Genomic DNA, 25,664 nt, shown 5'->3' on the forward strand with positions numbered 1-25,664 from the left:
CATGACCAGCACCACCACCTCCCACGGCGAGCCCGGGATCGAGGAGGTCTCCCACGAGTCCGCCGTCACCGGGCGGCAGCTGCGGCGCCAGGCCGGCGCCGCGGTGCGTGTCCTGCTCGTGCTCACCGTGCTCTGCGGCGTCCTCTACCCGGCGGCGATCTGGGGCGTGAGCCGCCTGCCGGGACTGTCCGAGAACGCCGAGGGCTCGGTCCTGCCGAGCGGCGGCTCGTCGCTCGTCGGGATCGACCCGGTGCCGGCCGACCCGGCCGCCGATCCCTGGTTCCACACCCGACCGTCGGCCTCGGCGCCCGACGACCCCGGATCGGTCCCGGCGCCGGGGCTCGGCCCCGCGGACGCCACGACGTCCGGGGGCTCCAACCTCGGCGCCGCCGCCGAGGACCTGGGCACGGCGGTCGAGGAGCGTCGCGCGGCGATCGCCGCCCGCGACGGCGTCGACCCGGCGACGATCCCGCCGGACGCGCTCACCGCCTCGGCCTCGGGTCTCGACCCGCACATCAGCCCCGCGTACGCGGCGCAGCAGGTGCCGCGCGTCGCCCGGGTCACCGGGCTGCCGGAGGACCGCGTGCGGGCGCTGGTCGCCGACGCCACCGACGGGCGCGCCCTCGGGGTGCTGGGCGAGCCGCGGGTCAGCGTGCCGGAGCTCAATGCCGACCTCGCTGCCGCCCTCACCGCGGCGGCGCCGGGAATCCGCTGAGGCCATCCGGTGCAGGATGAGGAGGTGTCCTCCGAGCCGGCTCCGCGTCGAGGTGAACTGCGCATCCACCTCGGCGCGGCGCCGGGCGTCGGCAAGACCTACGCCGCGCTGAACGAGGTCCGGCGCCGCCTCGAGCGGGGCACCGACGTCGTCGTCGGGCTGGTCGAGACGCACGGGCGGGCACGGACGGCGGAGCTCCTCGAGGGGCTCGAGGTGCTGCCGCGGCTGGTCCTGCACCACCGCGGGACGGAGCTCACCGAGCTCGACGTCGACGCGGTGCTCGCCCGCGCGCCCGAGGTGTGCGTGGTCGACGAGCTCGCGCACTCCTGCGCGCCGGGCTCCCGGCACGCCAAGCGGTGGGAGGACGTCGAGGAGCTGCTGGCCGCCGGGATCGACGTGATCTCGACGGTCAACATCCAGCACCTCGAGTCGCTCGGCGACGTCGTCGAGCGCATCACCGGGGTGCGCCAGCGCGAGACGATCCCGGACGCGGTCGTGCGCGCCGCGGACCAGATCGAGCTGGTCGACATCACCCCCGAGGCCCTGCGCCGGCGCATGGCCCACGGCAACATCTACCGGCCCGAGAAGATCGACGCCTCGCTCGCCAACTACTTCCGCACCGGCAACCTCATCGCGCTGCGCGAGCTCGCGCTGCTGTGGGTCGCCGACCAGGTCGACGTCGCCCTCCAGCGCTACCGCAGCCAGGAGGCCATCTCGGAGGTCTGGGAGGCGCGCGAGCGGGTGGTCGTCGCGGTCACCGGTGGCCCGGAGAGTGCCACGGTACTGCGGCGCGCGGCCCGGATCGCCCGCCGTGCGGGGACGGCGGACCTGCTCTGCGTGCACGTCCTGCGTAGCGACGGTCTCGCCGGCACCGGACCCCGCGCGGACGGGCCGGGCCTGCGCCGTCTCGCCGAGGACGTCGGCGCGTCGTTCCACACGGTGGTCGGCGACGACGTGCCCGCCGCCCTGCTCGAGTTCGCCCGCACCGCCAACGCCACGCAGCTGGTGCTCGGGACGTCGCGGCGCTCGCGGTGGGCGCGGCTGCTCGACCCCGGGATCGGCGCGGCCACCATCGCCGAGTCGGGCTCGATCGACGTCCACCTCGTCAGCCACGCCGAGGCGGGTGAGTCGGGACGGCGGCGTCCTCCGTTCTCCCGGCTCGCGCTGCCCGCGCGGCGGCACCGCTACGGGTGGCCCGCGGCGGTGCTGCTGCCGGTGCTGGCGACGGTCATCGGGGTGGGCCTGCGCGAGTCGGTCGACCTGTCCACCGACGTCGTGCTGTTCCTCCTGGCCACGGTCGTCACGGCGATGATCGGCGGGCTGGCGCCGGCGCTGGTGGCCGCGGTCGGCGGCGGCCTCCTGCTCAACGTCTTCCTCACCCCGCCCCTCTACACCTTCACCATCGCCGAACCGCAGAACGCCTTCGCCATCGTCGCGATGGTGGTCGTCGCCCTGCTCGTCGCCGCCGTCGTCGACCGCGCCGACCGCCGCGCCGCGCAGGCCGCCCAGGCCCGCACGGAGGCGACCCTGCTCGCCTCGTTCGCCCGTGTCGTCCTCTCGCGCTCCGACCCGCTGCCCAAGCTGCTCGAGCGCGTGCGGGAGGCGTTCGGGCTCGAGGCGGTGGCGCTGCTCGAGCGGGCGCCGGCCGCCGGATGGGAGGTCACCGCCTGCACGGGCGGCACCCCGTGCGCCACGCCCCGGGACGCCGACGCCGACGTCGAGATCGACGAGGGCGTGCACCTCGTCGCCACCGGCCGGAGCCTGACCGCCGGCGAGCGTGCCCTGTTCTCCGCGGTCAGCGGGCAGGCGCTGCTCGCACTGCGCAACCGCCGGATGGCCGCCCAGGCCACCGATGCGCAGCGCCGCGCCGACTCCGCCGACCTGCGCACCGCGCTGCTCTCGGCCGTGGGGCACGACCTGCGCACCCCGCTCACCGCGATCAAAGCGGCAGCCGGGAGCCTGCGGGACCCCGTCCTGCGCATGTCGGCCGCGGATCGTCAGGAGCTGCTGGCCACCGTCGAGGAGTCCGCCGACCGCCTCACGGGGCTCGTCGACAACCTGCTCGACTCGTCGCGCCTCGCAGCCGGGGCGGTCACGCCGATCAGCGAGCCGGTGGGGCTCGACGAGGTGGTGGCCGCGGCGCTCGCGGGGGTGACGCCGGCCGATGCCGAGCGCGTCGCGGTGGAGGTCGCCGAGGACCTGCCCGGCGTGCTCGCCGACGCCGGACTCGCCGAACGGATCGTCGCGAACCTCGTCGACAACGCCCTGCGCCACGGTGGCGGGTCGGCCGTGGCGGTGCGCGCGAGCGCGTACGCCGACCGGGTCGAGCTGCGCGTGGTCGACGGCGGGCCCGGCGTGCCGCGCAAGCAGCGCGACGGCCTGTTCACCCCGTTCCAGCAGCTCGGTGATCGGCGGCGCGCCCACGGCGTCGGGCTGGGCCTGCACGTCGCCCGCGGCTTCGCCGAGGCGATGGGCGGCACGCTCGACGCCGAGGACACCCCCGGTGGCGGGCTGACGACGGTGCTGGCGCTGCCGGCGGCGCCCCGGGCGGCGGTCCTGGCGTGAGCCGCGTCCTCGTCGTCGACGACGACCCGCACCTGCGCCGGACCCTGCGGATCAACCTCTCCGCGCACGGCCACACCGTCGTCCTCGCCGCGGACGGGGCCGCGGCGCTGCGCGCGGCGGCCGAGCACCCGCCGCCCGACGTCGTCATCCTCGACCTCGGCCTGCCCGACATCCCGGGGCTCGAGGTCCTCGAGGGCCTGCGGGGCTGGAGCGCGGTGCCGGTGATCGTGCTGTCGGCGCGCACCGACTCCGCCGACAAGATCGCCGCCCTCGATGCCGGTGCCGACGACTACGTCACCAAGCCGTTCGGCGTGCCCGAGCTGCTCGCACGGCTGCGGGCCGCGGTCCGGCGGGCGGCGGTGGTGACGCCGGACGGGACGCCGGTGGTGGAGACGGCGAGCTTCACCGTCGACCTCGTCGCGAAGAAGGTGGTGCGCGACGGCGCCGAGGTGCACCTGTCGCCCACCGAGTGGGGCGTGCTCGAGCACCTCGCCCGCCACCCCGGCATGCTCGTCACCCAGCAGCAGCTGCTGCGCGAGGTGTGGGGCCCGGCGTACGGCACCGAGGGCCACTACCTGCGCGTGTACCTCGCCCACCTGCGCCGCAAGCTCGAGCCCGACCCCGCGCGCCCCCGGCACCTCGTCACGGAGGCGGGGCGGGGGTACCGGTTCGAGCCGTGAGCAGGCCGGCCGCGACGAGGGCGAGCCCCACCGCGAGGCCGACGAGCACGGCGGGCAGCCCGACCGCGCCGAGGAGCAGGCCCACCAGCGTCGGGGCGATCACGGCGCTGACCGCTCCGACGGTGACGACCACGGTCAGCGCCTCGCCGGCCCGGGCGGGCACGAGGGCCGCGGTCCAGACGGCCATCATCGCCGCGCCCGCCATGTAGCCGGGCGCGAAGACGATCGCCGCGGCGAGGGCGACCACCCAGGACCCGGCGCCCGCCCCCAGCACGACGAGCGCCGCCGCGACGGAGGCCAGGCACGCGGCCGCCACGCGCTCGTTGCCGACGCGCGCGCACGCCCCTCCCGTGCCCAGGGCGACGAGCCCGCCGAGGCCGATCAGGACGTACATCGCCGGGGCGACGCCGGGGGCCACGTCGGCGCGGCGGAGCATGTCGGCCGCCCAGGTGAAGAAGGTCGTGGTGCCGACGTGGTAGGCGACGGAGTACGCGACGGGGACGCCCAGGATCCGCAGCGAGGGCCGGCCCGAGGTCCCACCCCGCCGGGGCGGCACCCGGGGCGTCCACCGCAGGTTCAGCAGACCGGCGAGCGCCGAGGCGAGCGCGATGGCGGCCCACACCGCCCGCCAGCCCGGGACCCCGGTCGCCGTGAGACCCACGAGTCCCACCAGTCCCACCAGGACGAGGCCCCCGCTGGTCCCGGTGCTAATCACCGCGATCGCCGTGGGGCGGCGAGCCGGATCGACGACGGCGGTCGCGAGATCCGAGTAGGCGGCCCACACCCAGCCCGCCGAGCTCCCGGTCAGCACGACGCCCGCTGCGAGCAGGCCGACCGAGGGTGCGAGCGCGACGAGCGTCCCACCGACGAGGCCGCAGGTGCCACCGACGGTGGTCGACGCCCGCGGCCCGACAGTCCGGCTGAGGACGGGGGCCAGGAGGAGGCCCGCGAGGTAGCCGGCGAACGAGCCCGAGGCGATCAGCCCGAGCACGGCGTCGTCGACGCCGCCGGCCGACAGTGCCGGGTCGGAGCGCACCGCCGGCAGGGTCAGCCCGAAGGCGAACCGGCCCATCCCGAACGCCACGCCCACCACCGCGACGCCCGCGACGGTGAGACGGGCCCCCGGCGAACGCAGCATCGTCGCCACCGTATCCACGCGACGGTGCCCGACCCGGCGACCTGTGAGCCTCCTCGCCAGGGGCGTCGTCACCTCGCGGGGACCGGTCGGGCCCGCCGGCCGCCGTCTCGGGTCACGACATCTAGCCGTCCTTGACGGCCAGCACCGGCACGGCGGCCTCGAGCAGCAGGCGCTGCGCGACGTCGCCGAGGAACGCCTTGCCCACCGGGCTGCGGCGTCGGACGCCGATGACCAGCAGGTCGATGTCGGCGTCCGCCTCGAGGCGCTCGAGCACCGCGTCGCCGTCCTCGACGCCGAGCAGGCGGTCGACGACGGTCACGCCGGGCCGGTCGGGGGGCTCGAGCGGGCCGGGGCGCAGGTTGAGGGCGACGACGCCGGTGTCGCGCCGCGCGCCCTCGCGCACGGCCTCCTCGAGCGCCGCCGCCCCCGGACCGTCGTCCGTGACGGCCACCAGGATGGTCACCGGGCGCAGCGTACGGCGGACGGCGGAGCGCCGCCGCTCACGCACCGAGCACGCCCGGCACGTGCTTCACCGAGCACACGAGGCGTCGTCCGTCTGTAGTGTGTGATACAGACCGCCGCTCTCCTGGACCGGACACTCCCAGTGCCCGTACGAACGTTCAGGAGGTCCCTGTTGAGCACCGACGCGTCGCCACCCGCCAGCGCGACACCGCCGATGCGCCGCATCGCCATCGCGAGCATGACCGGCACGGTGATCGAGTTCTACGACTTCTTCATCTACGGCACCGCCGCCGCGCTCGTCTTCAACAAGGTCTTCTTCCCCGAGCTCGGGGCCGCCGCCGGCACGGCGCTCGCGCTGGCGACCTTCGGCGTCGCGTTCGTCGCGCGCCCGTTTGGGTCCGTGCTGTTCGGGCACTTCGGCGACAAGCTCGGCCGCAAGCGCACGCTGGTGACGACGCTGCTGCTCATGGGCCTGTCGACGCTCGCCATCGGCCTGCTGCCCACGACGGGGACGATCGGCGTCCTCGCCCCGATCCTGCTCGTGGTGCTGCGCATCCTGCAGGGCCTCGCGGTCGGCGGGGAGTGGGCCGGCGCGACGCTGCTCACCGCGGAGAACTCGCCCGGCAAGGCCCGCGGCCGGTACGCGCTGTTCCCCCAGCTCGGGCCGTCGCTCGCGTTCGCGCTGGCCAGCGCCACGTTCCTCACCACCGCGCTGACCATGAGCAACGAGGCCTTCGTGGCCTGGGGCTGGCGCGTGCCGTTCATCGCCAGCGTCCTGCTCGTCGCCGTCGGCCTCTACGTGCGGCTCGCCATCACCGAGACCGCGGCGTTCCGCTCGCGCGACAAGAACGTCAGCACCCGCATGCCGGTGGCCGAGGTGCTCACCACCCACCCGCGCCGCGTCCTGCTCGGCGCCGGCTCGACCATGGCCGTGTTCGCCTTCTTCTACATCGGCGTCACGTACCTGACGAGCTACGGCACCCAGAACCTCGAGCTGCCGCGCACCACCGTGCTGGCGATGGGCATCGTCGGCGGCCTCGTCTTCGCCGGGACGACGATCGCGGGCGCGATCCTCTCCGACCGCGTCGGCCGCCGGAAGATGATCATCATCGGCAACTCCCTGTCCGTCGTCGCCGGCATCATCGCGTTCCCGATCCTCGACATCGGGACGGCGTGGTCGTTCGGCCTGGGCCTCGCGGTGGTCCTCGGCGTCGTCGGCATCGCCTACGGGCCGCAGGGCGCCCAGCTGCCCGAGCTCTTCCCGACCCACTACCGCTACACCGGCGCCGGCATGGCCTACAACCTCGCCGGCGTGCTCGGCGGCGGCATCGTGCCGCTGATCGCGACCGCGCTGGTGGCGTCGCTGGGGTCGAGCCTCGCCATCGGCATCCTGCTCGCCGGGCTGTCGCTGATCAGCCTCCTGTGCACCCTCGCCCTGCCCGACACGAACGCCGAGTCGATCGAGACCAGCAGGCCGGCCGCCGCGACGGCCTGAGCACGCGCCACCGACGGGCGTCCGGATCCTCCCTTTCCGGGCGCCCGTCGGGTGCGTAATCTCCCCTCACCCCCGCCGGCCTTCCGGTGGAACGGATCGAGGACGCCGATGGCCCCGCGCAGCGTCGTGCCCAGCCCGACGGTCTCGCCGTTCCTCCTGGCCGAGGCCGGCGCGGTGAGCCGGCGGATCGAGGCCCTGGGCGTCCCCCGCCCCGTCCGTGCGGGCGACCACCTCTACCGCCAGGGCGAGCCGTCCTCGTCGTTCCACGTCGTCGTCCGGGGCCGGGTGCGCGTGCACATGCTGCGCCCGGACGGCACCACCCGCGTGATCTCCTGGGCCGAGCCGGGCGCGAGCCTCGGCGAGGGCGTCTGCTTCGACGGCGGCGCCAACCCCGTGTCGGCCACGGCGCTGACGGCGTGCGAGGTGCTCGCGGTCGGTCGCGACGTCCTGGTCGAGGCGGCGCGCGACGACCCGGAGCTGCTCGTCGAGGTCGTGCGCCGGGTGGCGCGCAAGCAGCGGGTGCTGCACCTGCACGTCTTCCTCGACGGCCTGCCCGCCCGCGAGCGCGTGGTGCTGCTGCTCGGGCACCTGGTCGAGGCCTACGGCGACGGCGCGCTCGGGACCTCGGCGCGCCTGAGCGTGCGCCCGCCGGTGGACGAGCTCGCCCTCATGGTCGGGCTGACCCGGGTGACGACGAGCCGCGAGATCTCGCGGCTGGTCGCCGAGGGGGTGCTGCAGAAGGACGGGCGCAGCATCGTCGTGCGGGACCTGCCGAGCCTGCGCCGGCGCGTGGACGCGGTGGCCGTCTAGCTAGATCATCAGGGGTCGCACGTGGCGCAGGTACGCACGCACGGCGAGCGGGGCCCCGACCGGCAGCAGCAGCGTGCCCGCCGCGCCGAGGACGACCAGCGCCTCGATCCCGGTCTGGATGCCCACACCGAGGGGCAGCACCCCGAGCAGCACGGTGGCGACGAGCCCGACGACGATCATGAGGTCCCCGACGGCGGCGCCGCCCGGTCCGCGCGAGGTCACGCGGCGGACGAACCGCGGGTCCTCGAGCGCGAGGCCCCGCACGATGCCGGCCCAGCGCTCGGCGTCGGGGTCGAACGGCCGGTCCGCGGGGTCGCCGGACCGGTCCCACAGCTCGCCGTCGGGCTCCTCGTGGTGCTCCACACCTCCAGGGTGCGGGCGCGCCGGGCCGTCGACACCGTGTCCTCGACCACCGTCACGACGCGTCGACCAGCGGAAACGCTCCGGACACCCGACCGTGACGCGCGGCGCTCGATCACGCGCCACGGCGCGCCGGGGTGACCGCCGGTCGCACACCCGGACCGCTCCCCGGGGGACGAGCGGTGGACGAACGGCGCGACGACCGGCGTCACCGCGGGCCGGCGCGGCGCAGCACCTCCTCGAGGTCGACCGTGAGCCCCTCGCTGGTGTCGCCGACGATGGCGCGCAGGTACATGCCGTCGCCGATCACGGCGACGATGTCGGCGGTGAGGGGGTCGCCGAGCTCCGCGGCCATCGCCTCGCGCCAGACGGCGAAGCAGCGGCGGGTCGCGGCGGCGGCGCGCGGCTCGGTGGCCGCCAGCTTGAGCAGTGCGACCAGGGCGCGGAAGACGGCGCTGTCGCCGGCGGGGTCGGTGACCGAGGTGCGCAGGTAGTAGCGCGCGACGCCCTCGGGCGCGGCCCGGGCGGTGGCGAGGTCGGCGTCGTTCAGCTCCGTCGCGCGGTCGAGCAGCCCCTCGAGCAGGGCCTCCTTCGACCCGAAGTGGTAGAGCAGGCCGCCCTTGGACACCCCGGCGGCGGCCGCGACGGCGTCGAGGGTGACCGTCTCGGGACCCGAGGTCACGACGAGGTCGGTGTACGCGTCGAGGATGCGGTCGCGCTGTGACGGGCGAGGCACGCCGTTGACGGTAGACCGTCCAGCCGGTGTAGTTTCGAGCTCGGCCAAACTGTACCGTCTGGACGGTCAACCCAGGAGGAACGTCGATGTCCCGCCGGTCGCCGTGGATCGCGCTCGCCGTGCTCGTGCTGCCGGTGCTGCTCATCAGCATCGACATGACCGTGCTCGGAATTGCCCTGCCCGCGCTGTCCGAGGACCTCGACCCCGGCGCCGCCGAGCAGCTCTGGATCGTCGACGCCTACTCCTTCGTGCTCGCCGGACTGCTCGTCACCATGGGCACGCTCGGCGACCGGATCGGCCGTCGCCGCCTGCTGCTCGCGGGCGCGGCGGCGTTCGGCGTCGCGTCGGTGGCCGCGGCGTTCGCCCCGACCGCCGGCACGCTCGTCGCCGCCCGCGCCCTGCTCGGCCTCGGCGGCGCCACGCTCATGCCCTCGACGTTCTCGCTGATCAAGACCACGTTCCCGGAGCCGCGCCGGCGCGCCACCGCCGTGGCCGTCTGGTCCGCGGCGTTCTCGGGCGGGGCCGCCGCGGGCCCCGTGGTCGGGGGCTTCCTGCTCGAGCACTTCTGGTGGGGCTCGGTCTTCCTCATCAACGTCCCGGTGATCCTGCTGCTGCTCGTGCTCGGCCCCCGCGTGCTGCCCGAGAGCCGCGACCCGCACCCCGGCCCCTTCGACCTGCCGTCGGCCGTGCTGTCGCTGGCCGCGATGGTGCCGGTGGTGGCCGCGGTGAAGACGGTCGCGAGCGAGGGCGTCACGCCGCTCGCCGTCGTCGCGGCGGTCGCGGGCGTGGGCGCCGGGGTGGTCTTCGTGCGCCGCCAGCGCCGCCTCGCCCACCCCCTGATCGACCTGGACCTGTTCGCCCGGCGCCCGTTCACGGTGTCGGTGACGACGAACCTGCTCGGCGTGTTCGCGCTGGTGGGGCTGCTCGTGCTGCTGCCGCAGTACCTGCAGCTGGTGCTCGGGCTCGGGCCGCTCGAGGCCGCGCTGTGGATGCTGCCCGGCTCGGTCGCGGGCGTGACCGGGGCGCTCGTCGCCACGCGGCTCGTGCGCCGGTTCGCCGGCCCCGCGCTGGTCGGCGTCGGGCTCGGGCTCGCCGGGGTGGGCCTGCTGCTGGTCGGGGTGCTCGGCGGGCTGGGCGCCGTGGTCGCCGGGTTCGTGCTGCTGGGCGGCGGGGTGGCGCTGGCGGAGGCGCTGACCAACGACCTCATCCTCGCCGCGGCGCCCGCCGACCGCGCCGGCGCCGCCTCGGCGATCTCCGAGACCGGCTACGAGCTCGGCGGCGCGCTGGGCACCGCAGTGCTCGGCAGCATCGCGGCCGCCGTCTTCACCGCGCGCACGGGCCAGGAGACGCTCGGCGGGGCGCTCGCCGACGCCGGGGCCGACGGGTCCGTGGTCGCGGCGGCGCGTGACGCGTTCACCGCCGGGATGCAGGGTGCCGCGGTGCTCGGGGCCGTCGTCCTCGTCGTCACGGCCGTCGGCGCCTGGCGCCTGCTGACGCGCGCGGCCGCCGCGGAGCGCGAGCCGGTCGGGGTCTGACCCCGACCGGCCGCGCCGGTCCGCCCCGCGAGCACTAGCGGGGCGCGATCTCGCCCATCTCGCCCCAACCGTCCTGCGGGACGTCCTGGACGTTGATGATCTTCGGCTTCTGCGCGACCCAGTCGGGCGCCTGCTCGACGAACTTCTGGAAGTGCCCGGACTGGACGTGCGCCTCGCCCGCGCCGTCCTGGAACGCCTCGACGAGCACGTAGGTGTTCTCCTCGGAGAGGTGCCGCGCCCACTCGAAGAAGATGTTGCCCGGCTCCTGCCGCACCGCGTCGGTGAACTCCTTGACCAGCGACGGGAACTGCTCGGCGTACTCCGGCTTCACCGTCCACTTGACGTTGATGAGGATCACGGGGGTCTCGCTCCATCCGGTGCGGTCGGGGTGTCGGCGGGATCCTCTCGCGCACCGCGGGGCCGCGCCACAGCCGGCGCGCAGGGGCCTCGACCGTCGCGGTGTGACCGTTGCTGAGACAAAATCGCGGTATTGACTCAGTTCGTCCCCGGACGTTGACTGGTGTGCGCCGCCCACGACCGACGTGATGGGGAGGACACCGTGACCGCCGACGCCCCGGAGGCACCGGCCCGCGTCCTGTCCGAGGAGGAGTCCGCGGCCGTGCGCCGCGGCGTGCCCGATCCCGGGATCCCGCTGCCGACCGTCGCGTGGCCGACCCTGGCCCTCTGGGTCGCCTCGCTCGCGCTGTGGGTGGGCGCGGCGGTCCTCGCGCTGGCCGCCCTCGACGGCGCGGTGAGCCGCTGGTGGCTCGCGGCGACCGTCCCGGCGCAGTCACTGGTCACCTTCACGATGTTCACGGTGCTGCACGAGGCGACCCACCACGCCGCGGGCCGGTGGCGGTGGGTCAACGACGTCCTCGGGCGCCTGTCGATCCCGTTCGTGGCGGCGTGGGCGACGTTCCCGCTGGTGCGCTACATCCACATCGAGCACCACCGGCACACCAACGAAGACGTCCTCGTCGACCCCGACGCGTGGGTCGAGGGCGGTCCCACCTGGCAGCGTCCGCTGCGCTGGCTCGCCATCGACGGCTGGTACTTCCGCTTCTACGGTCCGCGGATGGCGCGGCGCCCGCGGCGCGAGGTCGTCGGCGCGCTGGTGAACCTCGCGGTCGTCGTCGCCGTGGCGGTGACGCTGGTGGCGACCGGGCACGGGCTCGCGCTGCTGCTGCTCTACCTCGTGCCCCAGCGCCTGGGCATCGGGGTGCTCGCCTGGTGGTTCGACTGGCTGCCCCACCACGACCTCGGCGTCACCGCGCGGGCCGACCGGTTCCGCGCGACCCGGGTGCGGGTGGGGCGCGAGTGGCTGATGACGCCGGTGATGCTCTACCAGAACTACCACCTGGTGCACCACATCCACCCGACGATCCCCTTCTACCGCTACGTGCGCGCGTGGGAGAACACCCGCGACGACTACCTGGCCCGCGACGTCCCCATCGCGACGGCGTGGGGCACCGAGCTCACGCCCGCCGAGTACCGCGCGTGGCGCGGGCTCACCGACGGGATGGACGCGCCGGCCGGCGAGGTCCGCCCCGGCTTCCACCGGCTGCGGGTCGCCGACGTCCGGCGGGCCGCGACCGACGCGCTCGCGGTGACCTTCACCGTGCCCGACGAGCTCGCCGCCACCTTCGCGCACCGCGCCGGCCAGCACGTCACGGTGCGCGCGTGGCTGGACCGTCCCGACGGGTCGGGGCGCGAGGAGGTCCGCCGGACGTACTCGGTGTGCTCCGCGGCGGGCTCCGGCGTGCTCCGCATCGGCGTGCGCCTGGTGCCCGGCGGCCGGTTCTCCGCGTGGGCCGGCGTGGAGCTGGCGGCCGGCGCCACCCTCGAGGTCGCCGCACCCTCGGGGCGCTTCACCCCGGAGCCGCCGGCCGGGCTCGCGTCGGGGCGGCGGATCGTCGCCGTCGCGGCGGGCAGCGGCATCACCCCGGTGCTCCCCATCGTCGCCGGGGTCCTCGACGCCGAGCCCTCGTCGCGGGTGACGCTGCTGGTCGGCAACCGCGACCGGGCCTCGACGATGTTCGCCGACGAGCTCTCGATGCTGGTCGCGCGCGCGGAGGGCCGGCTGCGGCTCGTGCACGTGCGCTCGCGGGAGGACGCCGTCGGAGACGACCGGCCCGAGGACGCGGCGCGGTGGGAGACGGTCGAGGCCGGGCGCCTCGACCCCGCGCGGGTGCTGGCGCACGTGCCCCGCCCCGACGCCGTCGACGGCTGGTTCCTGTGCGGGCCCGAGGCGCTCACCGAGTCGCTCACCGAGGCACTCACCGGCGGCCTCGCCGAGCGCGGCGTCGACCCCGACCGCGTGCACCGCGAGCTGTTCACCGCGGCGGCGCCGACGGGGCCCGCGGATCCCGTCGAGGGCGCCACCGCCGCGACCGTCGCCGTCACCCTCGCCGGCACCACCACCGACGTCGACTGCGGGCCCGACGAGACCGTCCTCGACGCCGCGGTGCGCGCGGGCGTCGACGCGCCGTACTCCTGCGCGGGCGGGGCGTGCGGCACCTGCGCGGCGTCCCTGACCCGCGGCACCGTGCACATGGCGGTGCGGCACGCGCTGGGCGACGACGAGGTCGCCGCGGGCCGCGTCCTGACCTGCCAGGCCCGCCCCACCAGCCCGTCCGTGGCGGTCGACTACGACGGTCGCTGACGCCAGACTGGGCGGGTGGCCGACCAGGCGGATGCCCGCGCCGGGCGCCCGTCGGGCGCCCTGACCGGCCACGTCGGCTACCACGGCTACGACCTGCACGCCGACCCCGGCATCCACCGGGGCCTGCCGTCGCCGTACCTGACGTTCATCGTCACCTTCGGCGCGCCGCTGACGATGCGCACGCCCGAGGGCTCGCTGGTGACGCGCGACGTCGCGATCGGGGGCCTGCACACGACGCCGGAGACGATCGTCCACGACGGCCGGCAGTCCGGGGTGCACGTCGTCCTCGACCCGCTCGCCGCCCGCGCGCTGCTGGGCCGGCCGGCGGCGGAGCTCGCCGGCGTCACCGTCGACGGCCACGAGGTGCTCGGCGCCCTCGCCCGCGAGCTGCACGAGCGGGTCGGGGAGGCCGGCGACTGGGCCGGGCGCTTCGCGGCGCTCGACGACGTCCTCGGCCGCGCGCTCGGTGACGGGCCCGGTCCCGGTCCGACGTCACCGGTGGCGCCGGAGGTCCGGCACGCGTGGCGGCGGACCGTCGGCTCCGGCGGGCGGGTGCCGGTGCGCGCGCTGGCCGGCGAGGTCGGGTGGAGCGAGCGGCACCTCGGGCAGCGGTTCCGCGCCGAGCTCGGCGTGGCGCCGAAGGTCGCGGGCCGCATGGCGCGGTTCGACCGCGCGCGCCGCCGCCTCGCCGCGCGGGCGCTCGCCGGGCAGGCCCTCGGCCTCGCCGACATCGCCGCCGACGGGGGCTACGCGGACCAGGCGCACCTGACCCGGGAATTCGGCGCGCTCGCCGGGTGCTCGCCCACCCGCTGGCTCGCCGAGGAGATCGGGAACGTCCAAGACGCCGCGACGCCCGGCCCGCCAGGGTGAGTCCATGAGCACCGACGACAAGACCCCGCCGCCCACCGTCTGGCCCACCCTCGCCGCCGACGACGCCCGCGGCCTCATGGCCTTCCTCACCGAGGTCCTCGGCTTCGTCGAGGTCGTCGCCTACGCCGGCGACGACGGCGTCGTGCAGCACGCCGAGCTCGCCTGGCCCGCCGGCGGCGGCATCATGATGGGCCAGCGGCGCCCCGGCACCGAGGACCGCGCGACGCCCTCCGGGACGTTCAGCGCCTACGTGGTGCTCCCGGACGCCGCGGAGATCGACGCGCTCGCCGCGCGGGCGCGCGAGGACGGTCGCGGCGAGGTCGTCCGCCCGCCCCACGACACCGACTACGGCTCTCACGACACGGCGATCCGCGATCCCGAGGGCAACACCTGGCACGTCGGGACCTACCCGGGCGCGCCCCGACCCTGATCGGGAGCTCACACCTCCGCCGGGAACGAGAGGTGCTGGTGGACCATCCGCCAGCCGTCCTCGGTCCGCCGGAAGACCCGCGTGCCCCGCGAGCGGACGGTCCCGCTCCCGCGGGGGGTGATCTCGTCGATCCCCCACGACACGGCGAGGTCGCCGCTCGCGACCACGCGCAGGTCGGGGATCGCCCAGTCGACCGGCCCGGGCGACGACTCCAGCCCCGCCCGGCACACCTCGCGCACCTCGTCCTTGCCGACGTAGGCCATCCGGCCGCCGTGCTCGTAGGAGACGACGTCGTCGGCGATCGGGGCCACGAGCGCCTCGAGGTCGCCGGCGGCGGTGTCGGCGGCCCACTGCCGGTGCAGCGCGCGCACCGCCTCCTCGTCCTCCTGCGGGACCACGCCCTCGTCGGGGAACGAGTGGTGCTCGTGCGCGACCACCCAGCGCCCGCCCTCCCGACGCAGGCCGAGGGTCAGGCGCAGCCGTCGCGACGGGTGCGCCGCGAGCTCCTCGGGGGTGTCGCAGCGCAGCAGCGCGTGGGCGAAGGCCACGTCGTCGCCGGCGGTGACCGCCAGCTCGACGATCTCGAAGCAGCCCCCGTGCGCCTGGAAGTCGAAGAACGGCGGCCAGGTCTCCGCGTACGCCGCGATCCCCCGCACGCCCTCGTGGGGCGGCGGGACGTCGAACATGACGATGTCGCCGCTGTGGTCGGCGAGCACCGTGTCGAGGTCACCGGCGTGGACGGCGTGCGCCCACCGGGCCACCAGATCGCAGATCTCGTGCTCGGCGTCGGACATGGGGTTCTCCTCGGGTGTCGGTCACGTGCCCTCACCCGGTGGAACCCCCGCGGCGCCCAAGAGTCATCGGTGTCCGCGTCATCGGTGTCCGCGTCATCGGTGTCCGCGCGGACCGCTCAGGTCGCCAGGAACGCCGCGGGCGGCAGCGCGCCCGGGTCGCCCGCCGCCCAGCGCTCCGGGTCGGGACCGAGCGGGGCGAGCGCGCGCACCTGGTCGGCGCACCACGGCGAGATGCCGGGCCAGGTGCCGGCGAGCACGTCGTCACGGAACGGCGCCCACGCGACCGTGCGGACCTCGTCGACCTCGCCCGGGTCCGGCTCGGCGGGTGCGGCGGCGGTGCTGGCGACGAAGACCGGGCACATCTCGTTCTCGGCCACCCCGCCCTGCTCGGCGCGGTAGCGGAAGCCCGGCAGGACGAGGCGCAGGCCGTCGATCTCGATCCCCAGCTCCTGGCGGGCGCGCCGGCGCACCGCGAGGTCCATGGCCTCGCCGGGGGCCGGATGACCGCAGAAGGAGTTGGTCCAGACCCCGGGGAACGTGGCCTTGCTGCGGGCGCGCCGGGTGACGACGAGGTCGCCGCGGGGGTCGAAGACGTAGCAGGAGAAGGCGAGGTGCAGGGGCGTGGCCTCGTGGTGGACGTCGGCCTTCGCGGCCGAGCCCGCGACCGCGCCCGACTCGTCGAGCAGCACGACCTCTTCCATGGTCCGCATCACGCTCCAGCTTCCCCTGACCGCTCGCGGGCGGCACGTCGGACACGTCCCGCGAGGCGCGGGTCACCCGACCGCTCACCCGACCGCGCGCTCCCGGACGTGCAGCAGGGCGGTCTTGTGGGGCAGCTCGACCGTCCCGGTGGCGGTGAACCCGGCCTTCGCGAGCGCGCGGTGCATGGCCGAGTTGCCGTGCTCGGGCTCGAGCACCACCCGCGCGCAGGCCGGGTCGGCGCGGAAGAGGGCGGCGGTGAGGACGTCGAGGAGCGCCGAGCCCAGGCCCTCGCCGGTACGGCCCTCCTCACCGATCGCCACGTGCAGACCGAGGTCGTGCCGCCCGGCGTCGTAGTGGCCGCCGAGGCGGTCGCGGGCGACGCGGTAGATCTCGACGTAGGCCACCTCGACACCCTCGTGCGCGACGAGGCACGGGCGGCTGTGCGCGCCGGCGAGCTGGTCGGCGAGCTCGGCGTCCCACCGCTCCCGGGGCCACGCCTGGTCCCAGCGCACCGCGACGTGGGGCCGGTGCATCCAGGCGTGGACCGTCGCCGCGTCGGCGGGCGTCGCGACGCGCAGCGACCACGGCGCGGACAGCGCCGGCACCGGCGGCGGGCCGACGTCGGGCGGGCCCGGCGCCGCGCTCCCGGCGGCACTCTCGGCGGCGGCACTGGCGGCGGCACTGGCGGCGGGGTGGTCCGGCACGGACCCGAGTGAACCAAGCCTCACCTCACCCCGGCAATCCGGACAGAGCGGGCACGAGCGGGGCCACGACGTGTGCGCGGGCCGTCGCCCCGCGCCGAGCGGGAGACACGTCGCCGCAGGTCGGACGCGCGGCGTCGGCGCCGGGCGGAGAAGAGTGGTATGCAGGGGAGATCGGTGGGCCCGGGCTCATCCCTCGAGCCCGGGCCCACCTCTCGCCGCTGCCGCTGGGCGCCACCACAACACCCGCGCAGCGATGAGGCAAGCCTAACCTCATCCCGCGCGATCGCGCCAGTCCCCTCCCGGACGAGCCGTCACGGCCGTCCGGGCCCCCAGTGGTCGCCCGGGTTGTGGCCGTCCCAGCGCCCGTCCCAGCGCCGGCGCCGGGCGTGGCCGGCGTGCCCGAGGATCACGAACAGCAGCGGCAGCACGAGCAGCCCGCCGACCGAGCCCGTGACCGCGGCCGACAGCGCGAGCACCGGCAGGACCATCACCAGCATCAGCGCGAGCCCCATGCCCACGGCCGGGGCGGCCGCCGGGGACGGCCCGTGGCGCACCGCGGGCGCCCGCGGCTCCGGGCGCGGTGCCGGTGTCGGCGGCGCGGCGGGGTGCGGGAGCGGCGGGTGCGGGGCCGGCAGGTCGGTGAACAGCGGTTCGAGATCCGCGCGGTACACGGCGCCCGCGGCGCGGGCGGAACGGTCCCCGAACTCGTCGACGTCGAGGCGCCCGGCGGTGAAGTGCTCGCCGAGGGCGTCGAGGGCGGCCGACCGGTCGGCATCGCCGACGCGCAGGCCACCGGGCCCGGTCGGCACGGGCGGGACGGGCGCCCCGCCGCGGGCGTGGCGCCCCTCCGGGCCGTCGCCGTCGTCCCGGCTGTCCCGGCCGTCGTCCCCCGTGCGGGCATCGTCGGTGTCCACGGCGCCTCCTCCTGCCGGTCGGGCGTCCCCGGTGCGCGCAGCCCGGCCCCTCCATCGTGCGCCTCGTCGCGACGGATCGCCGTGAATACGGCCGACCGGTCCGGTCCGAGACACGCCCCACCAAGGCGAGGCTCAGCTTTCTGGAACCATTCCAGTCTTCGTGGGAGCCTGGGGACCATGTCCGCCGACGCTCCCGTCCACCCGGAACCGCACGGCGGCGAGCTGTCCCAGCGCCTGAACTGGCTGCGCGCCGGGGTGCTCGGCGCCAACGACGGCATCGTCTCCACCGCCGGCCTCGTGGTCGGCGTCGCCGGCGCGACCGTCGAGCGCGCCCCCATCGCCACGGCCGGGATCGCGGGCCTCGTCGCCGGAGCGGTGTCGATGGCCCTCGGCGAGTACGTGTCCGTGTCGAGCCAGCGCGACGCCGAGCGGGCCCAGCTCGCGAAGGAGACCCGCGAGCTGCGCGAGTCCCCCGAGCAGGAGCTCGCCGAGCTCGCCGCCCTCTACGAGGGCAAGGGCCTCTCGCCGGCGACCGCGCGGCAGGTGGCGCTCGAGCTCACCGAGCACGACGCGCTCGGCGCACACCTCGAGGCCGAGCTGCACCTCGACCCCGACGAGCTGACCAGCCCCTGGCGGGCCGCCGCCGCCTCGGCGGTGTCGTTCGTCGCCGGTGCGCTGCTGCCGCTGGTCGCCGTGCTCGCGACGCCGCCGACCTGGCGGGTCCCGGTGACCGTGGCCGTCGTGCTCCTCGCCCTCGGCCTGGCGGGCTGGCTCGGCGCGCACCTCGGCGGGGCGACGTCGCGCAGGGCGGTGGCGCGCGTGGTCGTCGGGGGCGCGCTCGGGCTGGCCGTGACCTACGGGATCGGCTGGCTGGTGGGCGGCGCGGTCGGCTGACCCGGCCGACCCACGGCCCGGGAGTAGCGCTCGGCGACCCGGCGCAGCTCGCCGACCAGCGCGTCCGGGGACTCGACGGTGAAGTCCGCGTCCAGGCCGGTGAGGATCAGCGCCGCCGAGCGCGCGTCGTCCGACGACAGCGACACCCGGCACTCCTGCGGGCCGAGCTCCTCGACCCGCACCTGGTCGGTCCAGATCGTGGCGCGCACCTCCGGTGCCGGGGCGGCGACGCGCACCACGCAGCGGAAGGGCCGGACGTCGGCGACGCGGTCGGCGACGAACGCCGCGGGGTCCCCGCCCGGGATCTCCCGCGGCGGGAACCGGGGGCCGGTGGGCAGGCCGTCGGGGGCGAGGCGCGGGCTCATCCGGTCGACGCGCAGCGTCCGCCAGTCCTCGCGGTCGCGGTCCCACGCCACGAGGTACCAGCGCCGGCCCCAGGCGACGAGGTGGATCGGCTCGATGCGCCGGCGGGTCGGCGTCCCGTCGCGGGCCGTGTAGTCGACCTCCAGGACGCGCCGGTCCCGGCACGCGCCGCCCACCACCGCCAGCACCGACGGGTCCACCGACGGCGCGACCCGCGGGGCCACCGTCGCCACCGGCATCGCCGCGATGCGGTGCCGCAGCCGCGCGGGCAGGATGCGCTCGAGCTTGACCAGCGCCGCGAGCGCCGTCTCCCCCGTGCCCGCCACCCCGGTGCCGGCCGCGGTCCGCAGCGTCACCGCCACCGCGACGGCCTCGTCGTCGTCGAGCAGCAGCGGGGGCAGCGCCGCGCCGGCACCGAGGCGGTAGCCGCCGCCCGGCCCGAGGTCGACCTCGACCGGGTAGTCGAGACCGCGCAGCTTGTCGACGTCCCGGCGCACCGTGCGGGTGGTGACGCCCATGCGCTCGGCGAGCTCGGGGCCGGTCCACTCCGGGCGCGCCTGGAGCAGCGAGAGCAGGCGCAGCAGGCGGGCGGAGGTCTCGAGCACACGGACAGTCTGCCCGCAGAGGCGGACAGGTCCGGTCCGCCGCAGACGGCTCGGGCCCCTCAGCTCTCGAAGGGTGCGCGCACCCCGTCGAGGCTGCCGAGGATCGCCGGCACGTCGGACCACACCGTGACCAGCGCGAACCCGTCGGCGGCCCGCGCGGCGGCGTACTCCGCCCGCGTCGCGTGCACCGCCGCTCGCGTCCCGGCGGCCGCGCACGCCGCGAGCACGCGTCGGAAGGCGTCGTGGATCGCCGGCTCCTCGCGGTCCTGCGCCGCCCCGATCCCGAGGGCGACGCCGAGGTCGCCGGGCCCGACGAACAGCCCGTCCAGACCGGGCACCGCGGCGATCTCGTCGGCACGGTCGAGCGCGTCCGCCGTCTCGACCATGGCGAACGCGAGCACGGTGTCGGCGGCCGCGACCGGGTCGTCGCCGGGACGCAGCGCCGTGCGCAGCGGGCCGAACGAGCGCCGCCCGGCCGGCGGGTAGCGGCACGCGGCGACGAGCTCGCGGGCGGCCGCGGCGTCGTCCACCATCGGTGCGATCACGCCCCGCACGCCCAGGTCGAGCACGAACCCGACCGTCGCCTCGTCGACGGCGGGCAGGCGCACCAGCGGCGCGAGCCCGTGCGCGGAGATCGCGCGGACGGCGTCGGCGCTGCGGGCGCGGTCGAACAGCCCGTGCTGCAGGTCGAGCGTGAGGGCGTCGAGCAGGCCCCGCCCGGCGGCGGACGCCGCGACCACCTCGACGAGGTGCGGGTCCGGGATCGTCAGCCAGCCGTTGCGGGCCGCCCGTCCGGCGGCCCAGGCCGCGCGGATCGGGTCCGGGGCCGGGTCGGCCACAGGGTCACTCACAGGTCGACACCGCTTCCGCGTCGGCGTACCGGGGCCCGGGAAGGGTAGGGCCGCCGAGACCTCGATCACCTTCTCGAATGCTGCTCCGTTCGAGGGAACCGGACCGGTGATCCGTGCCCGTACGATTCGGGGTGATGGCCACACGCACGCCGCCGACCGCCCCCGCCGCGCCCCGCTTCCGCTTCGCGCGCGACACCCGCTACACGATCACCGTCCGGGACGACGAGGGCGAGCGCCGCGAGGTGGTCCTCGACGCCTACCAGGGCTGGCTCTCCGGCCCCGACGGCATCCGCCACCGCTTCGGCGCGCACCGGCGCACCCGCACCGAGGTGCGCGACGACCGCATCCGGACCGTCGTCGGCCCCTGATCGGGGCTCACGCGGCGGTCACCGGCCGGTATCGCTCACGCGGCGAGCGACACCAACCAGTGACCGCGGGTCGTCGCCCCGGACGACCTCCTGCCGCCTCCGACCCGGCGGGACGTCGTGGGGCGCCTGGCGAGACCGCGGGGTCAGGAGACGAGGCCGCAGCGGAAGCCCTGGGCGACGGCCTGGGCGCGGTCGGCGGCCGAGAGCTTGCGGAACAGCCGGCGGGCGTGGGTCTTCACCGTGTCCTCGGACAGGTAGAGCTCGCGGCCGATCTGGCCGTTGCTCTTGCCCTGGCTCATCCCGCGCAGGACCTGCATCTCGCGCTCGGTGAGGTTGACGCCCTGGCCCGGCGACGCGCCGCGCTGCATCGGCATCGCGCCGACCTCGGCGCCCGCGGCGGAGTGGGCGAGCGCCGCGACCAGCTCGGGGCGCGAGGCGTCCCAGCGCAGGTAGCCGCGGGCACCGCCGGCGATCGCGGCGGCGATGCTGCCGCCGTCGTCGGGCGCGCCGAAGACCATGACGTTGGCCTGGGGGTGCGCGGCCATGAGGCGCCGGGTCGCCTCGGCGCCCGAGGCCACCGCGCGCTGCGTGCCCACGAACACGACGTCCGCGCTCTGGCGGGCGTAGCGGGTCAGCAGCTCGTCGGCGGTCGACACGCAGTCGATGCGCTGGACACCGGGCACCGCGGACATGACGCGCGTCAGGCCCTCGCGGACACTGCGCCGGTCGTCGCAGATCAGAACCGTCCTCATACAGACTCCGTCCGGGTGGGGAGGCCGCCCGCCGTGAGCACGGTGGGCGCTGCTCCCCTCATCGGTCACCCCACCCGTCCGCTTGACCCCCGAATGACAACAGCGTGGTTAGGAACCCCCGATGGAGTGGCAGCACGACCCTCGCCGTGTCCTGGTCGTCAACGGCCCCAACCTGGATCTCCTGGGTCGCCGGGAGCCCGAGGTCTACGGCACCGACACCCTCGACGACCTGGTGGAACGGTGCCGCCGCACCGCCGCCGAGCTCGGCCTGGAGGTGGACGCGCGGCAGAGCAACCACGAGGGCGTGCTCATCGACGCCGTCCACGAGGCCATGACCGGCCACGGCGGAGTGATCATCAATCCGGGCGGCTACACGCACACGTCCGTGGCCCTGCGCGACGCGCTGGCCGCGCTCCCCGTGCCCGTGGTCGAGGTGCACCTGTCGAACGTGCACGCACGGGAGGCGTTCCGCTCGCACTCGTACGTGTCGCCGGTGGCCACGGCCGTGATCGCCGGCGCCGGGATCTCCGGCTACGAGCTCGCGCTGCGTTTCCTCGCCGAGCGGATCGTGCGCCGGGCCTGAGTGCCTGGTCGTCGTGCCCTAGTCCCGGCCGAGGCCGGCGCGCCCGGCCAGTGCCGCCAGCTCGCCGGCCAGGGCGTCGGGGAACTGCAGGGGCAGGAAGTGCGAGCCGGGCAGGCGCGCGAGACGCGCGTCGGGCAGGGCCGCGGCGAGGGCGGCCATGTCGGCGGGCGGGGCGAGGGTGTCGTAGTCGCCGGCGACGACGGTCGCGGGCATCGTCAGCGCGCCCAGGACCTCGTCGGCGGGGGCCTCGTGCTCGGCGGCGGCCAGCACCATGCGCGAGAACCACGTCCAGTCGTGGCGGGCGAACTGCCGCGCCACCTCGGCGAGGGTGATCATCGGCGCCGCCGCGCCGGTGGGGTCGAGCACCGCCGGGTCGACGCCGGCGCGGTCGAACGCCTCCCGCGAGGCGTCCAGGCTGCGCGGCAGCAGGTCGATCACCCCGGAGATCGGCGGGCCCACGACCCGCAGCAGCCAGCCCCCGAGCCGCGCGGCGTGCCGGTGCACGCCCTCGGGGAGCTGGCCGGGCATCGGGCCGCGGGGCAGCACGCGGAACGCGCCGGTGGCGACGCCACCGAGGGCGAGCAGGCCCGCGACCCGGTCGGGCGCCCGGCGGGCGGCCTCGATCGCGACGGCCACGCCCACCGACCAGCCCACGACCACGGCCCGGTCCATGCCGGCGTCGTCCATCAGGGCGAGCAGGTCCTCGGCGTGGTCGCCGACCCCGATGCGGGTCTCGTCGGCCGGGCGCGCCGACCCGCCCAGACCACGGTGGTGCCAGCTGGTGGCGTGGTAGCCGCAGTCCTCGCCGTGCAGGAACGGCCAGGCCGCCGGGCTCGCGCCGAGCCCGTTCGACAGCACGACGGGCGCGCCCGCGGCGCCGTTGTCCCAGCGCCGCAGACGTGTGCCGTCGCGGGCGAGCAGGTCGGTGACCCGCCCGCCCCCGTCGTCCCCGTCGTCCCCGCCGGCCGTCACCGCGGGCCGCTCCCGGCCCCGCTCACGAGGCCGCCGTGGCCCGCTTCGCCATCTCCTCCTCGGAGAGGTAGTCGCGCGTCTCCTCGAACGACGACGTCTCGTCCTTGCGGCCGGCCAGGAAGCCGATGCGGATGAAGTCGTCGCCGCCGAACAGGTGGAGGATCCAGTTGAAGATCACGCGCATCCGCGTGCGCTGGAGCGGCAGCGCGTAGAGGTGGTACCCGCGGGTCACCGCCTGCGCGACGGCGCCCGTGAGCCGCAGCTTCAGCGGGTGCGCCACCGCCTGGGTGCCGCCGAGGTCGACGACGAGCCCGAGGTCGTGGTGCTTGTACTCGCGCAGCGGCTGCCCGCGCAGCGAGGCGACGACGTTGTCGGCCGCGACCACCGCCTGCCGCGTCGCGTGCTGGGCGGTCGGCGGGCACAGCGCCGAGCCGGGCGGGTCGGCCGTGAGGTCGGGGACCGCCGCGGCGTCGCCGAGCACGAAGACCTCGGAGTAGCCGTCGAGGCGCAGGTCGGTGCCGCACTTGACGCGGCCGCGGACGAGCTCGACGCCGAGCATCTTGACCAGCGGGCTGGCGGTGACGCCGGCGGTCCACACCAGGGTCCGGGTCGGGATCGTGCTGCCGTCGGTGAGGGTGACGCTGGAGTCGGTGACCTCCTCGACACCGGTCTCGAGCCGGATGCCGATGCCGCGGCGACGCAGCAGGTCGAGGGCCTCCTCGCCGAGGCGCTGCCCGAGCTCGGGCATGAGGCGCGGGGCGATGTCGACCAGCGTCCACCTGACCAGCGTCGGGTCGAGGCGCGGGAAGCGCTTCAGCGCGGCGTCGGTGAGCAGCTCGAGACACGCGGCGGTCTCGACGCCGGCGTAGCCGCCGCCGACCACGACGAAGCTGCAGCGGGCCGCGCGCTCCTCGGGGTCGGTCGAGGCGTTCGCCAGCTCGAGCTGGGAGAGGACGTGGTCGCGTAGGTAGGCGGCCTCGCCGAGGTTCTTCATCCCGAGCCCGTGCTCCTCGAGGCCCTTGATGTCGAACTGGCGGGTGACGCTGCCCGCCGCGATGACCAGCCGGTCGTAGGGCAGGTCGACGACTTCCTCGCTGATCTTCTTGACCACGGCGACCTTGCGTTCCAGGTCGAGCCCGACCACCTGGCCCGGCAGCCGCTGCGCCCGCTTGATCGCCCGCGGCAGCGGCACGGTGACCGACTGGGCGGTGATCACCCCCGCCGCCACCTGTGGCAGCAGTGGCAGGTAGAGCATGTAGTCGTGGGGGTTGACCACCACGATCTCCACCTCCCCGTGCGCCAGCTCGTCCTTGAGCTCACGTTCGAGGCGCTGGACGCACTTCAAGCCGGCGAACCCGGCGCCGACCACCACGATGCGCTGCGCGCTCATGCGTTGAACCCTCCCCTGCCGATACGGCCGTTCCGCGAAGTCTTCCCCGGGGGCGGTCGCGGCGACACCCCGGCCCGACACGTCGGGGCCCATGACCGCGCTCACAGCCGGTCGTGCGCCGGTCGCCCGGCGCGAGCAGCGCCGTCGTGGTTCTCTCTCTCGCACCCTGACGCCGAGGGACCCAGGAGGCTCGCGTTGGCGACGACCGTGCTCTACACCGGCTTCCCCGGCTTCCTGGGCAGCGCGCTGCTGCCGCGGACGCTGCGCCGCTCCCCCGACGCGCGGGCCGTCGCGCTCGTGCAGGAGCGCTGGCTGGACCAGGCACGCCGGACCCTCGAGCGCCTGGAGGCCGCCGAGCCCGCCATCGCCGGACGCACCCGCCTCGTCGTCGGCGACATCACGCGCCCGGGCCTCGGACTCGACGACGAGGAGACCGCGCGGCTGCGCGGCGGGCCGCTGGAGATCTTCCACCTCGCCGCGGTCTACGACCTGTCCGTCGCGCCGGAGCTCGCGTGGGCGGTCAACGTGGAGGGCACGCGCCACGTCGTCGACCTCGCCCGCGGCGCCGGCGAGCTCGTGCGCCTGCAGTACGTCAGCACCTGCTACGTCTCGGGGCGCTACCCCGGCATCTTCGCCGAGGACGACCTCGAGCTCGGGCAGACCTTCTCCAACCACTACGAGCACACCAAGCACGAGGCGGAACGGGTCGTCGCGAAGGCCCGGGACGCCGGGATGCCGGTGACGATCTACCGGCCGTCGGTGGTCGTCGGCGACAGCCGCACCGGTGAGACCCAGAAGTACGACGGGCCGTACTACGCCCTGCAGCTCATCTCCCGCCAGGGCCGGGTCGCGGTGATGCCGCTGCCCGGCGACCCGTCGCGCGTGCAGTTCAACCTCGTGCCGAGCGACTTCGTCGTCGACGCCGTCGCCGCGCTCGCGCCGCACCCCGGCGCGGTGAACCGGACGGTGGCGCTCGCCGCGCCGCGCCCGCCGTCGGTGCTGGAGATGTGCGAGGCCTTCGCCGCCCACACCGACAAGCGCCTCAAGGTCGTGCCGGTGCCGACGACGCTGTCGCGCTTCTCGATCGACCACCTGCCCGGCGTCGGGCGGCTGTTCAAGCTGCCGTCGTCGACGCTCGACTACCTGACCCACCCCACCGTCTACGACGTCACGGCCACGACGGCGCTGCTCGACGAGGTGGGCGTGCGGTGCCCGTCGTTCGCCGAGCACGTCGGCGCGATGGTCGCCTTCCACCGCGAGCACCCGGACGTGGGCAGCGCCGCGATGGTCTGAGATCGCGGGGTCCTAGACTCG

Annotated in this window: 27 protein-coding genes; 13 read left to right on the forward strand and 14 right to left on the reverse strand. The window is 75.8% G+C overall.

Translation table 11 applies throughout. The annotated features are described in order from the left end of the window. Window position 1: 1 nt before the first annotated feature. The 3 genes from ACYX4T_RS13740 to ACYX4T_RS13750 are packed head-to-tail and all read left to right on the forward strand — an operon-like array spanning window position 2 to window position 3,960. Entirely contained in the window at window positions 2-715 is a 714-nt protein-coding gene (locus ACYX4T_RS13740; protein ID WP_476015049.1) for a potassium-transporting ATPase subunit C, read from the forward strand. A 24-nt stretch (window positions 716-739) separates the two neighbouring features. Continuing rightward, entirely contained in the window at window positions 740-3,280 is a 2,541-nt protein-coding gene (locus ACYX4T_RS13745) for a sensor histidine kinase (RefSeq protein WP_476015050.1), read from the forward strand. Then, a complete protein-coding gene (locus ACYX4T_RS13750) occupies window positions 3,277-3,960 on the forward strand; it encodes a response regulator (RefSeq protein WP_476015051.1) in 684 nt (227 codons plus the stop codon). The genes ACYX4T_RS13745 and ACYX4T_RS13750 overlap by 4 nt, the downstream gene beginning before the upstream one ends. On the opposite strand, the gene ACYX4T_RS13755 is transcribed toward ACYX4T_RS13750, so the two are convergent. Beyond that, window positions 3,923-5,098, reverse strand: coding sequence for an MFS transporter (locus ACYX4T_RS13755; protein WP_476015052.1), 1,176 nt, complete (start codon window positions 5,096-5,098; stop codon window positions 3,923-3,925). The two genes, ACYX4T_RS13750 and ACYX4T_RS13755, sit on opposite strands and share 38 nt — an antisense overlap. A gap of 121 nt (window positions 5,099-5,219) precedes the next feature. After that, window positions 5,220-5,561 carry a universal stress protein gene (locus tag ACYX4T_RS13760; protein WP_476015053.1) on the reverse strand — a complete coding sequence of 114 codons (342 nt, stop codon included), beginning with the start codon at window positions 5,559-5,561 and terminating at the stop codon, window positions 5,220-5,222. Between the two features lie 171 nt (window positions 5,562-5,732). Between ACYX4T_RS13760 and ACYX4T_RS13765 the strand changes: the two genes are divergently transcribed. Continuing rightward, on the forward strand, window positions 5,733-7,055 hold the full coding sequence (locus ACYX4T_RS13765) for an MFS transporter (protein ID WP_476015054.1): 1,323 nt from the start codon (window positions 5,733-5,735) through the stop codon (window positions 7,053-7,055). A 108-nt stretch (window positions 7,056-7,163) separates the two neighbouring features. After that, window positions 7,164-7,865 (forward strand): Crp/Fnr family transcriptional regulator, encoded by a 702-nt coding sequence (locus ACYX4T_RS13770; RefSeq protein ID WP_476015055.1) that lies wholly within the window; start codon window positions 7,164-7,166, stop codon window positions 7,863-7,865. Here ACYX4T_RS13770 and ACYX4T_RS13775 read toward each other — a convergent pair whose 3' ends face one another. Both ACYX4T_RS13775 and ACYX4T_RS13780 read right to left on the reverse strand, forming a co-directional pair. After that, window positions 7,866-8,228, reverse strand: coding sequence for a DUF3040 domain-containing protein (locus ACYX4T_RS13775; RefSeq protein ID WP_476015056.1), 363 nt, complete (start codon window positions 8,226-8,228; stop codon window positions 7,866-7,868). It lies immediately after the preceding gene. Between the two features lie 205 nt (window positions 8,229-8,433). Beyond that, entirely contained in the window at window positions 8,434-8,961 is a 528-nt protein-coding gene (locus ACYX4T_RS13780) for a TetR/AcrR family transcriptional regulator (RefSeq protein ID WP_476015057.1), read from the reverse strand. Window positions 8,962-9,047: 86 nt separating this feature from the next. Between ACYX4T_RS13780 and ACYX4T_RS13785 the strand changes: the two genes are divergently transcribed. Continuing rightward, window positions 9,048-10,496: an MFS transporter gene (locus tag ACYX4T_RS13785; protein WP_476015058.1), complete on the forward strand. Its 1,449-nt coding sequence runs from the start codon at window positions 9,048-9,050 to the stop codon at window positions 10,494-10,496. Window positions 10,497-10,530: 34 nt separating this feature from the next. On the opposite strand, the gene ACYX4T_RS13790 is transcribed toward ACYX4T_RS13785, so the two are convergent. Beyond that, window positions 10,531-10,854, reverse strand: a complete 324-nt coding sequence (locus tag ACYX4T_RS13790; protein ID WP_476015059.1) for a putative quinol monooxygenase — start codon at window positions 10,852-10,854, stop codon at window positions 10,531-10,533. Between the two features lie 201 nt (window positions 10,855-11,055). Here ACYX4T_RS13790 and ACYX4T_RS13795 point away from each other — a divergent pair, with 201 nt between their 5' ends. From ACYX4T_RS13795 to ACYX4T_RS13805, 3 genes are read left to right on the forward strand one after another with little or no spacing between them, the layout of a single operon-like run. Next, a complete protein-coding gene (locus ACYX4T_RS13795; RefSeq protein WP_476015060.1) occupies window positions 11,056-13,158 on the forward strand; it encodes a fatty acid desaturase in 2,103 nt (700 codons plus the stop codon). 15 nt (window positions 13,159-13,173) lie between these two features. Beyond that, entirely contained in the window at window positions 13,174-14,028 is an 855-nt protein-coding gene (locus ACYX4T_RS13800) for an AraC family transcriptional regulator (protein ID WP_476015061.1), read from the forward strand. A 4-nt stretch (window positions 14,029-14,032) separates the two neighbouring features. Then, window positions 14,033-14,458 carry a VOC family protein gene (locus tag ACYX4T_RS13805; RefSeq protein ID WP_476015062.1) on the forward strand — a complete coding sequence of 142 codons (426 nt, stop codon included), beginning with the start codon at window positions 14,033-14,035 and terminating at the stop codon, window positions 14,456-14,458. 8 nt (window positions 14,459-14,466) lie between these two features. Here ACYX4T_RS13805 and ACYX4T_RS13810 read toward each other — a convergent pair whose 3' ends face one another. The 4 genes from ACYX4T_RS13810 to ACYX4T_RS13825 all read right to left on the reverse strand — a co-directional run bounded on the left by ACYX4T_RS13810 (window position 14,467) and on the right by ACYX4T_RS13825 (window position 17,572). Further along, window positions 14,467-15,252 carry a YybH family protein gene (locus ACYX4T_RS13810; protein WP_476015063.1) on the reverse strand — a complete coding sequence of 262 codons (786 nt, stop codon included), beginning with the start codon at window positions 15,250-15,252 and terminating at the stop codon, window positions 14,467-14,469. 116 nt (window positions 15,253-15,368) lie between these two features. Then, window positions 15,369-15,953, reverse strand: coding sequence for an isopentenyl-diphosphate Delta-isomerase (gene idi / locus ACYX4T_RS13815; RefSeq protein ID WP_476015274.1), 585 nt, complete (start codon window positions 15,951-15,953; stop codon window positions 15,369-15,371). 84 nt (window positions 15,954-16,037) lie between these two features. After that, window positions 16,038-16,658, reverse strand: a complete 621-nt coding sequence (locus ACYX4T_RS13820; protein ID WP_476015064.1) for a GNAT family N-acetyltransferase — start codon at window positions 16,656-16,658, stop codon at window positions 16,038-16,040. 311 nt (window positions 16,659-16,969) lie between these two features. After that, window positions 16,970-17,572 carry a DUF1707 SHOCT-like domain-containing protein gene (locus ACYX4T_RS13825; protein ID WP_476015065.1) on the reverse strand — a complete coding sequence of 201 codons (603 nt, stop codon included), beginning with the start codon at window positions 17,570-17,572 and terminating at the stop codon, window positions 16,970-16,972. A 177-nt stretch (window positions 17,573-17,749) separates the two neighbouring features. Here ACYX4T_RS13825 and ACYX4T_RS13830 point away from each other — a divergent pair, with 177 nt between their 5' ends. Continuing rightward, on the forward strand, window positions 17,750-18,466 hold the full coding sequence (locus ACYX4T_RS13830) for a VIT1/CCC1 transporter family protein (protein WP_476015066.1): 717 nt from the start codon (window positions 17,750-17,752) through the stop codon (window positions 18,464-18,466). Here the strand turns inward: ACYX4T_RS13830 and ACYX4T_RS13835 are convergent. Both ACYX4T_RS13835 and ACYX4T_RS13840 read right to left on the reverse strand, forming a co-directional pair. After that, entirely contained in the window at window positions 18,427-19,434 is a 1,008-nt protein-coding gene (locus ACYX4T_RS13835) for a helix-turn-helix transcriptional regulator (protein WP_476015067.1), read from the reverse strand. The two genes, ACYX4T_RS13830 and ACYX4T_RS13835, sit on opposite strands and share 40 nt — an antisense overlap. Before the next feature lie 59 nt (window positions 19,435-19,493). Next, entirely contained in the window at window positions 19,494-20,285 is a 792-nt protein-coding gene (locus tag ACYX4T_RS13840) for an HpcH/HpaI aldolase family protein (protein WP_476015068.1), read from the reverse strand. Window positions 20,286-20,419: 134 nt separating this feature from the next. Here ACYX4T_RS13840 and ACYX4T_RS13845 point away from each other — a divergent pair, with 134 nt between their 5' ends. Beyond that, entirely contained in the window at window positions 20,420-20,653 is a 234-nt protein-coding gene (locus ACYX4T_RS13845; RefSeq protein WP_476015069.1) for a hypothetical protein, read from the forward strand. Between the two features lie 143 nt (window positions 20,654-20,796). Here the strand turns inward: ACYX4T_RS13845 and ACYX4T_RS13850 are convergent, their stop codons facing one another. Beyond that, on the reverse strand, window positions 20,797-21,405 hold the full coding sequence (locus ACYX4T_RS13850) for a response regulator transcription factor (RefSeq protein ID WP_274230713.1): 609 nt from the start codon (window positions 21,403-21,405) through the stop codon (window positions 20,797-20,799). A gap of 121 nt (window positions 21,406-21,526) precedes the next feature. On the opposite strand from ACYX4T_RS13850, the gene aroQ reads away from it, so the two are divergent. Continuing rightward, entirely contained in the window at window positions 21,527-21,988 is a 462-nt protein-coding gene (gene aroQ, locus ACYX4T_RS13855) for a type II 3-dehydroquinate dehydratase (protein ID WP_476015070.1), read from the forward strand. An 18-nt stretch (window positions 21,989-22,006) separates the two neighbouring features. On the opposite strand, the gene ACYX4T_RS13860 is transcribed toward aroQ, so the two are convergent. Together ACYX4T_RS13860 and ACYX4T_RS13865 are read right to left on the reverse strand one after the other, a co-directional pair. Beyond that, a complete protein-coding gene (locus tag ACYX4T_RS13860; RefSeq protein WP_476015071.1) occupies window positions 22,007-22,960 on the reverse strand; it encodes an alpha/beta fold hydrolase in 954 nt (317 codons plus the stop codon). A gap of 22 nt (window positions 22,961-22,982) precedes the next feature. Continuing rightward, the gene (locus tag ACYX4T_RS13865; protein ID WP_476015072.1) at window positions 22,983-24,350 is read right to left on the reverse strand and encodes an NAD(P)/FAD-dependent oxidoreductase; all 1,368 of its coding nucleotides are present in this window, start codon (window positions 24,348-24,350) and stop codon (window positions 22,983-22,985) included. A gap of 195 nt (window positions 24,351-24,545) precedes the next feature. Between ACYX4T_RS13865 and ACYX4T_RS13870 the strand changes: the two genes are divergently transcribed. Next, window positions 24,546-25,643 (forward strand): SDR family oxidoreductase, encoded by a 1,098-nt coding sequence (locus ACYX4T_RS13870; RefSeq protein WP_476015073.1) that lies wholly within the window; start codon window positions 24,546-24,548, stop codon window positions 25,641-25,643. The last annotated feature ends 21 nt before the right edge of the window (window positions 25,644-25,664 follow it).

The sequence above is a fragment of the Actinomycetospora sp. ABD4_176 genome (assembly GCF_056311855.1).

Excerpts from the sequence above, each read along its gene's own strand:
- ACYX4T_RS13755 (WP_476015052.1), bottom strand. The coding sequence starts at position 5,098 with ATGCTGCGTTCGCCGGGGGCCCGTCTCACCGTCGCGGGCGTCGCGGTG.
- ACYX4T_RS13810 (WP_476015063.1), bottom strand. The coding sequence starts at position 15,252 with ATGTCCGACGCCGAGCACGAGATCTGCGATCTGGTGGCCCGGTGGGCG.
- ACYX4T_RS13865 (WP_476015072.1), bottom strand. The coding sequence starts at position 24,350 with ATGAGCGCGCAGCGCATCGTGGTGGTCGGCGCCGGGTTCGCCGGCTTG.
- ACYX4T_RS13785 (WP_476015058.1), top strand. The coding sequence starts at position 9,048 with ATGTCCCGCCGGTCGCCGTGGATCGCGCTCGCCGTGCTCGTGCTGCCG.
- ACYX4T_RS13830 (WP_476015066.1), top strand. The coding sequence starts at position 17,750 with ATGTCCGCCGACGCTCCCGTCCACCCGGAACCGCACGGCGGCGAGCTG.
- idi (WP_476015274.1), bottom strand. The coding sequence starts at position 15,953 with ATGGAAGAGGTCGTGCTGCTCGACGAGTCGGGCGCGGTCGCGGGCTCG.
- aroQ (WP_476015070.1), top strand. The coding sequence starts at position 21,527 with ATGGAGTGGCAGCACGACCCTCGCCGTGTCCTGGTCGTCAACGGCCCC.
- ACYX4T_RS13845 (WP_476015069.1), top strand. The coding sequence starts at position 20,420 with ATGGCCACACGCACGCCGCCGACCGCCCCCGCCGCGCCCCGCTTCCGC.
- ACYX4T_RS13850 (WP_274230713.1), bottom strand. The coding sequence starts at position 21,405 with ATGAGGACGGTTCTGATCTGCGACGACCGGCGCAGTGTCCGCGAGGGC.
- ACYX4T_RS13740 (WP_476015049.1), top strand. The coding sequence starts at position 2 with ATGACCAGCACCACCACCTCCCACGGCGAGCCCGGGATCGAGGAGGTC.
- ACYX4T_RS13805 (WP_476015062.1), top strand. The coding sequence starts at position 14,033 with ATGAGCACCGACGACAAGACCCCGCCGCCCACCGTCTGGCCCACCCTC.
- ACYX4T_RS13770 (WP_476015055.1), top strand. The coding sequence starts at position 7,164 with ATGGCCCCGCGCAGCGTCGTGCCCAGCCCGACGGTCTCGCCGTTCCTC.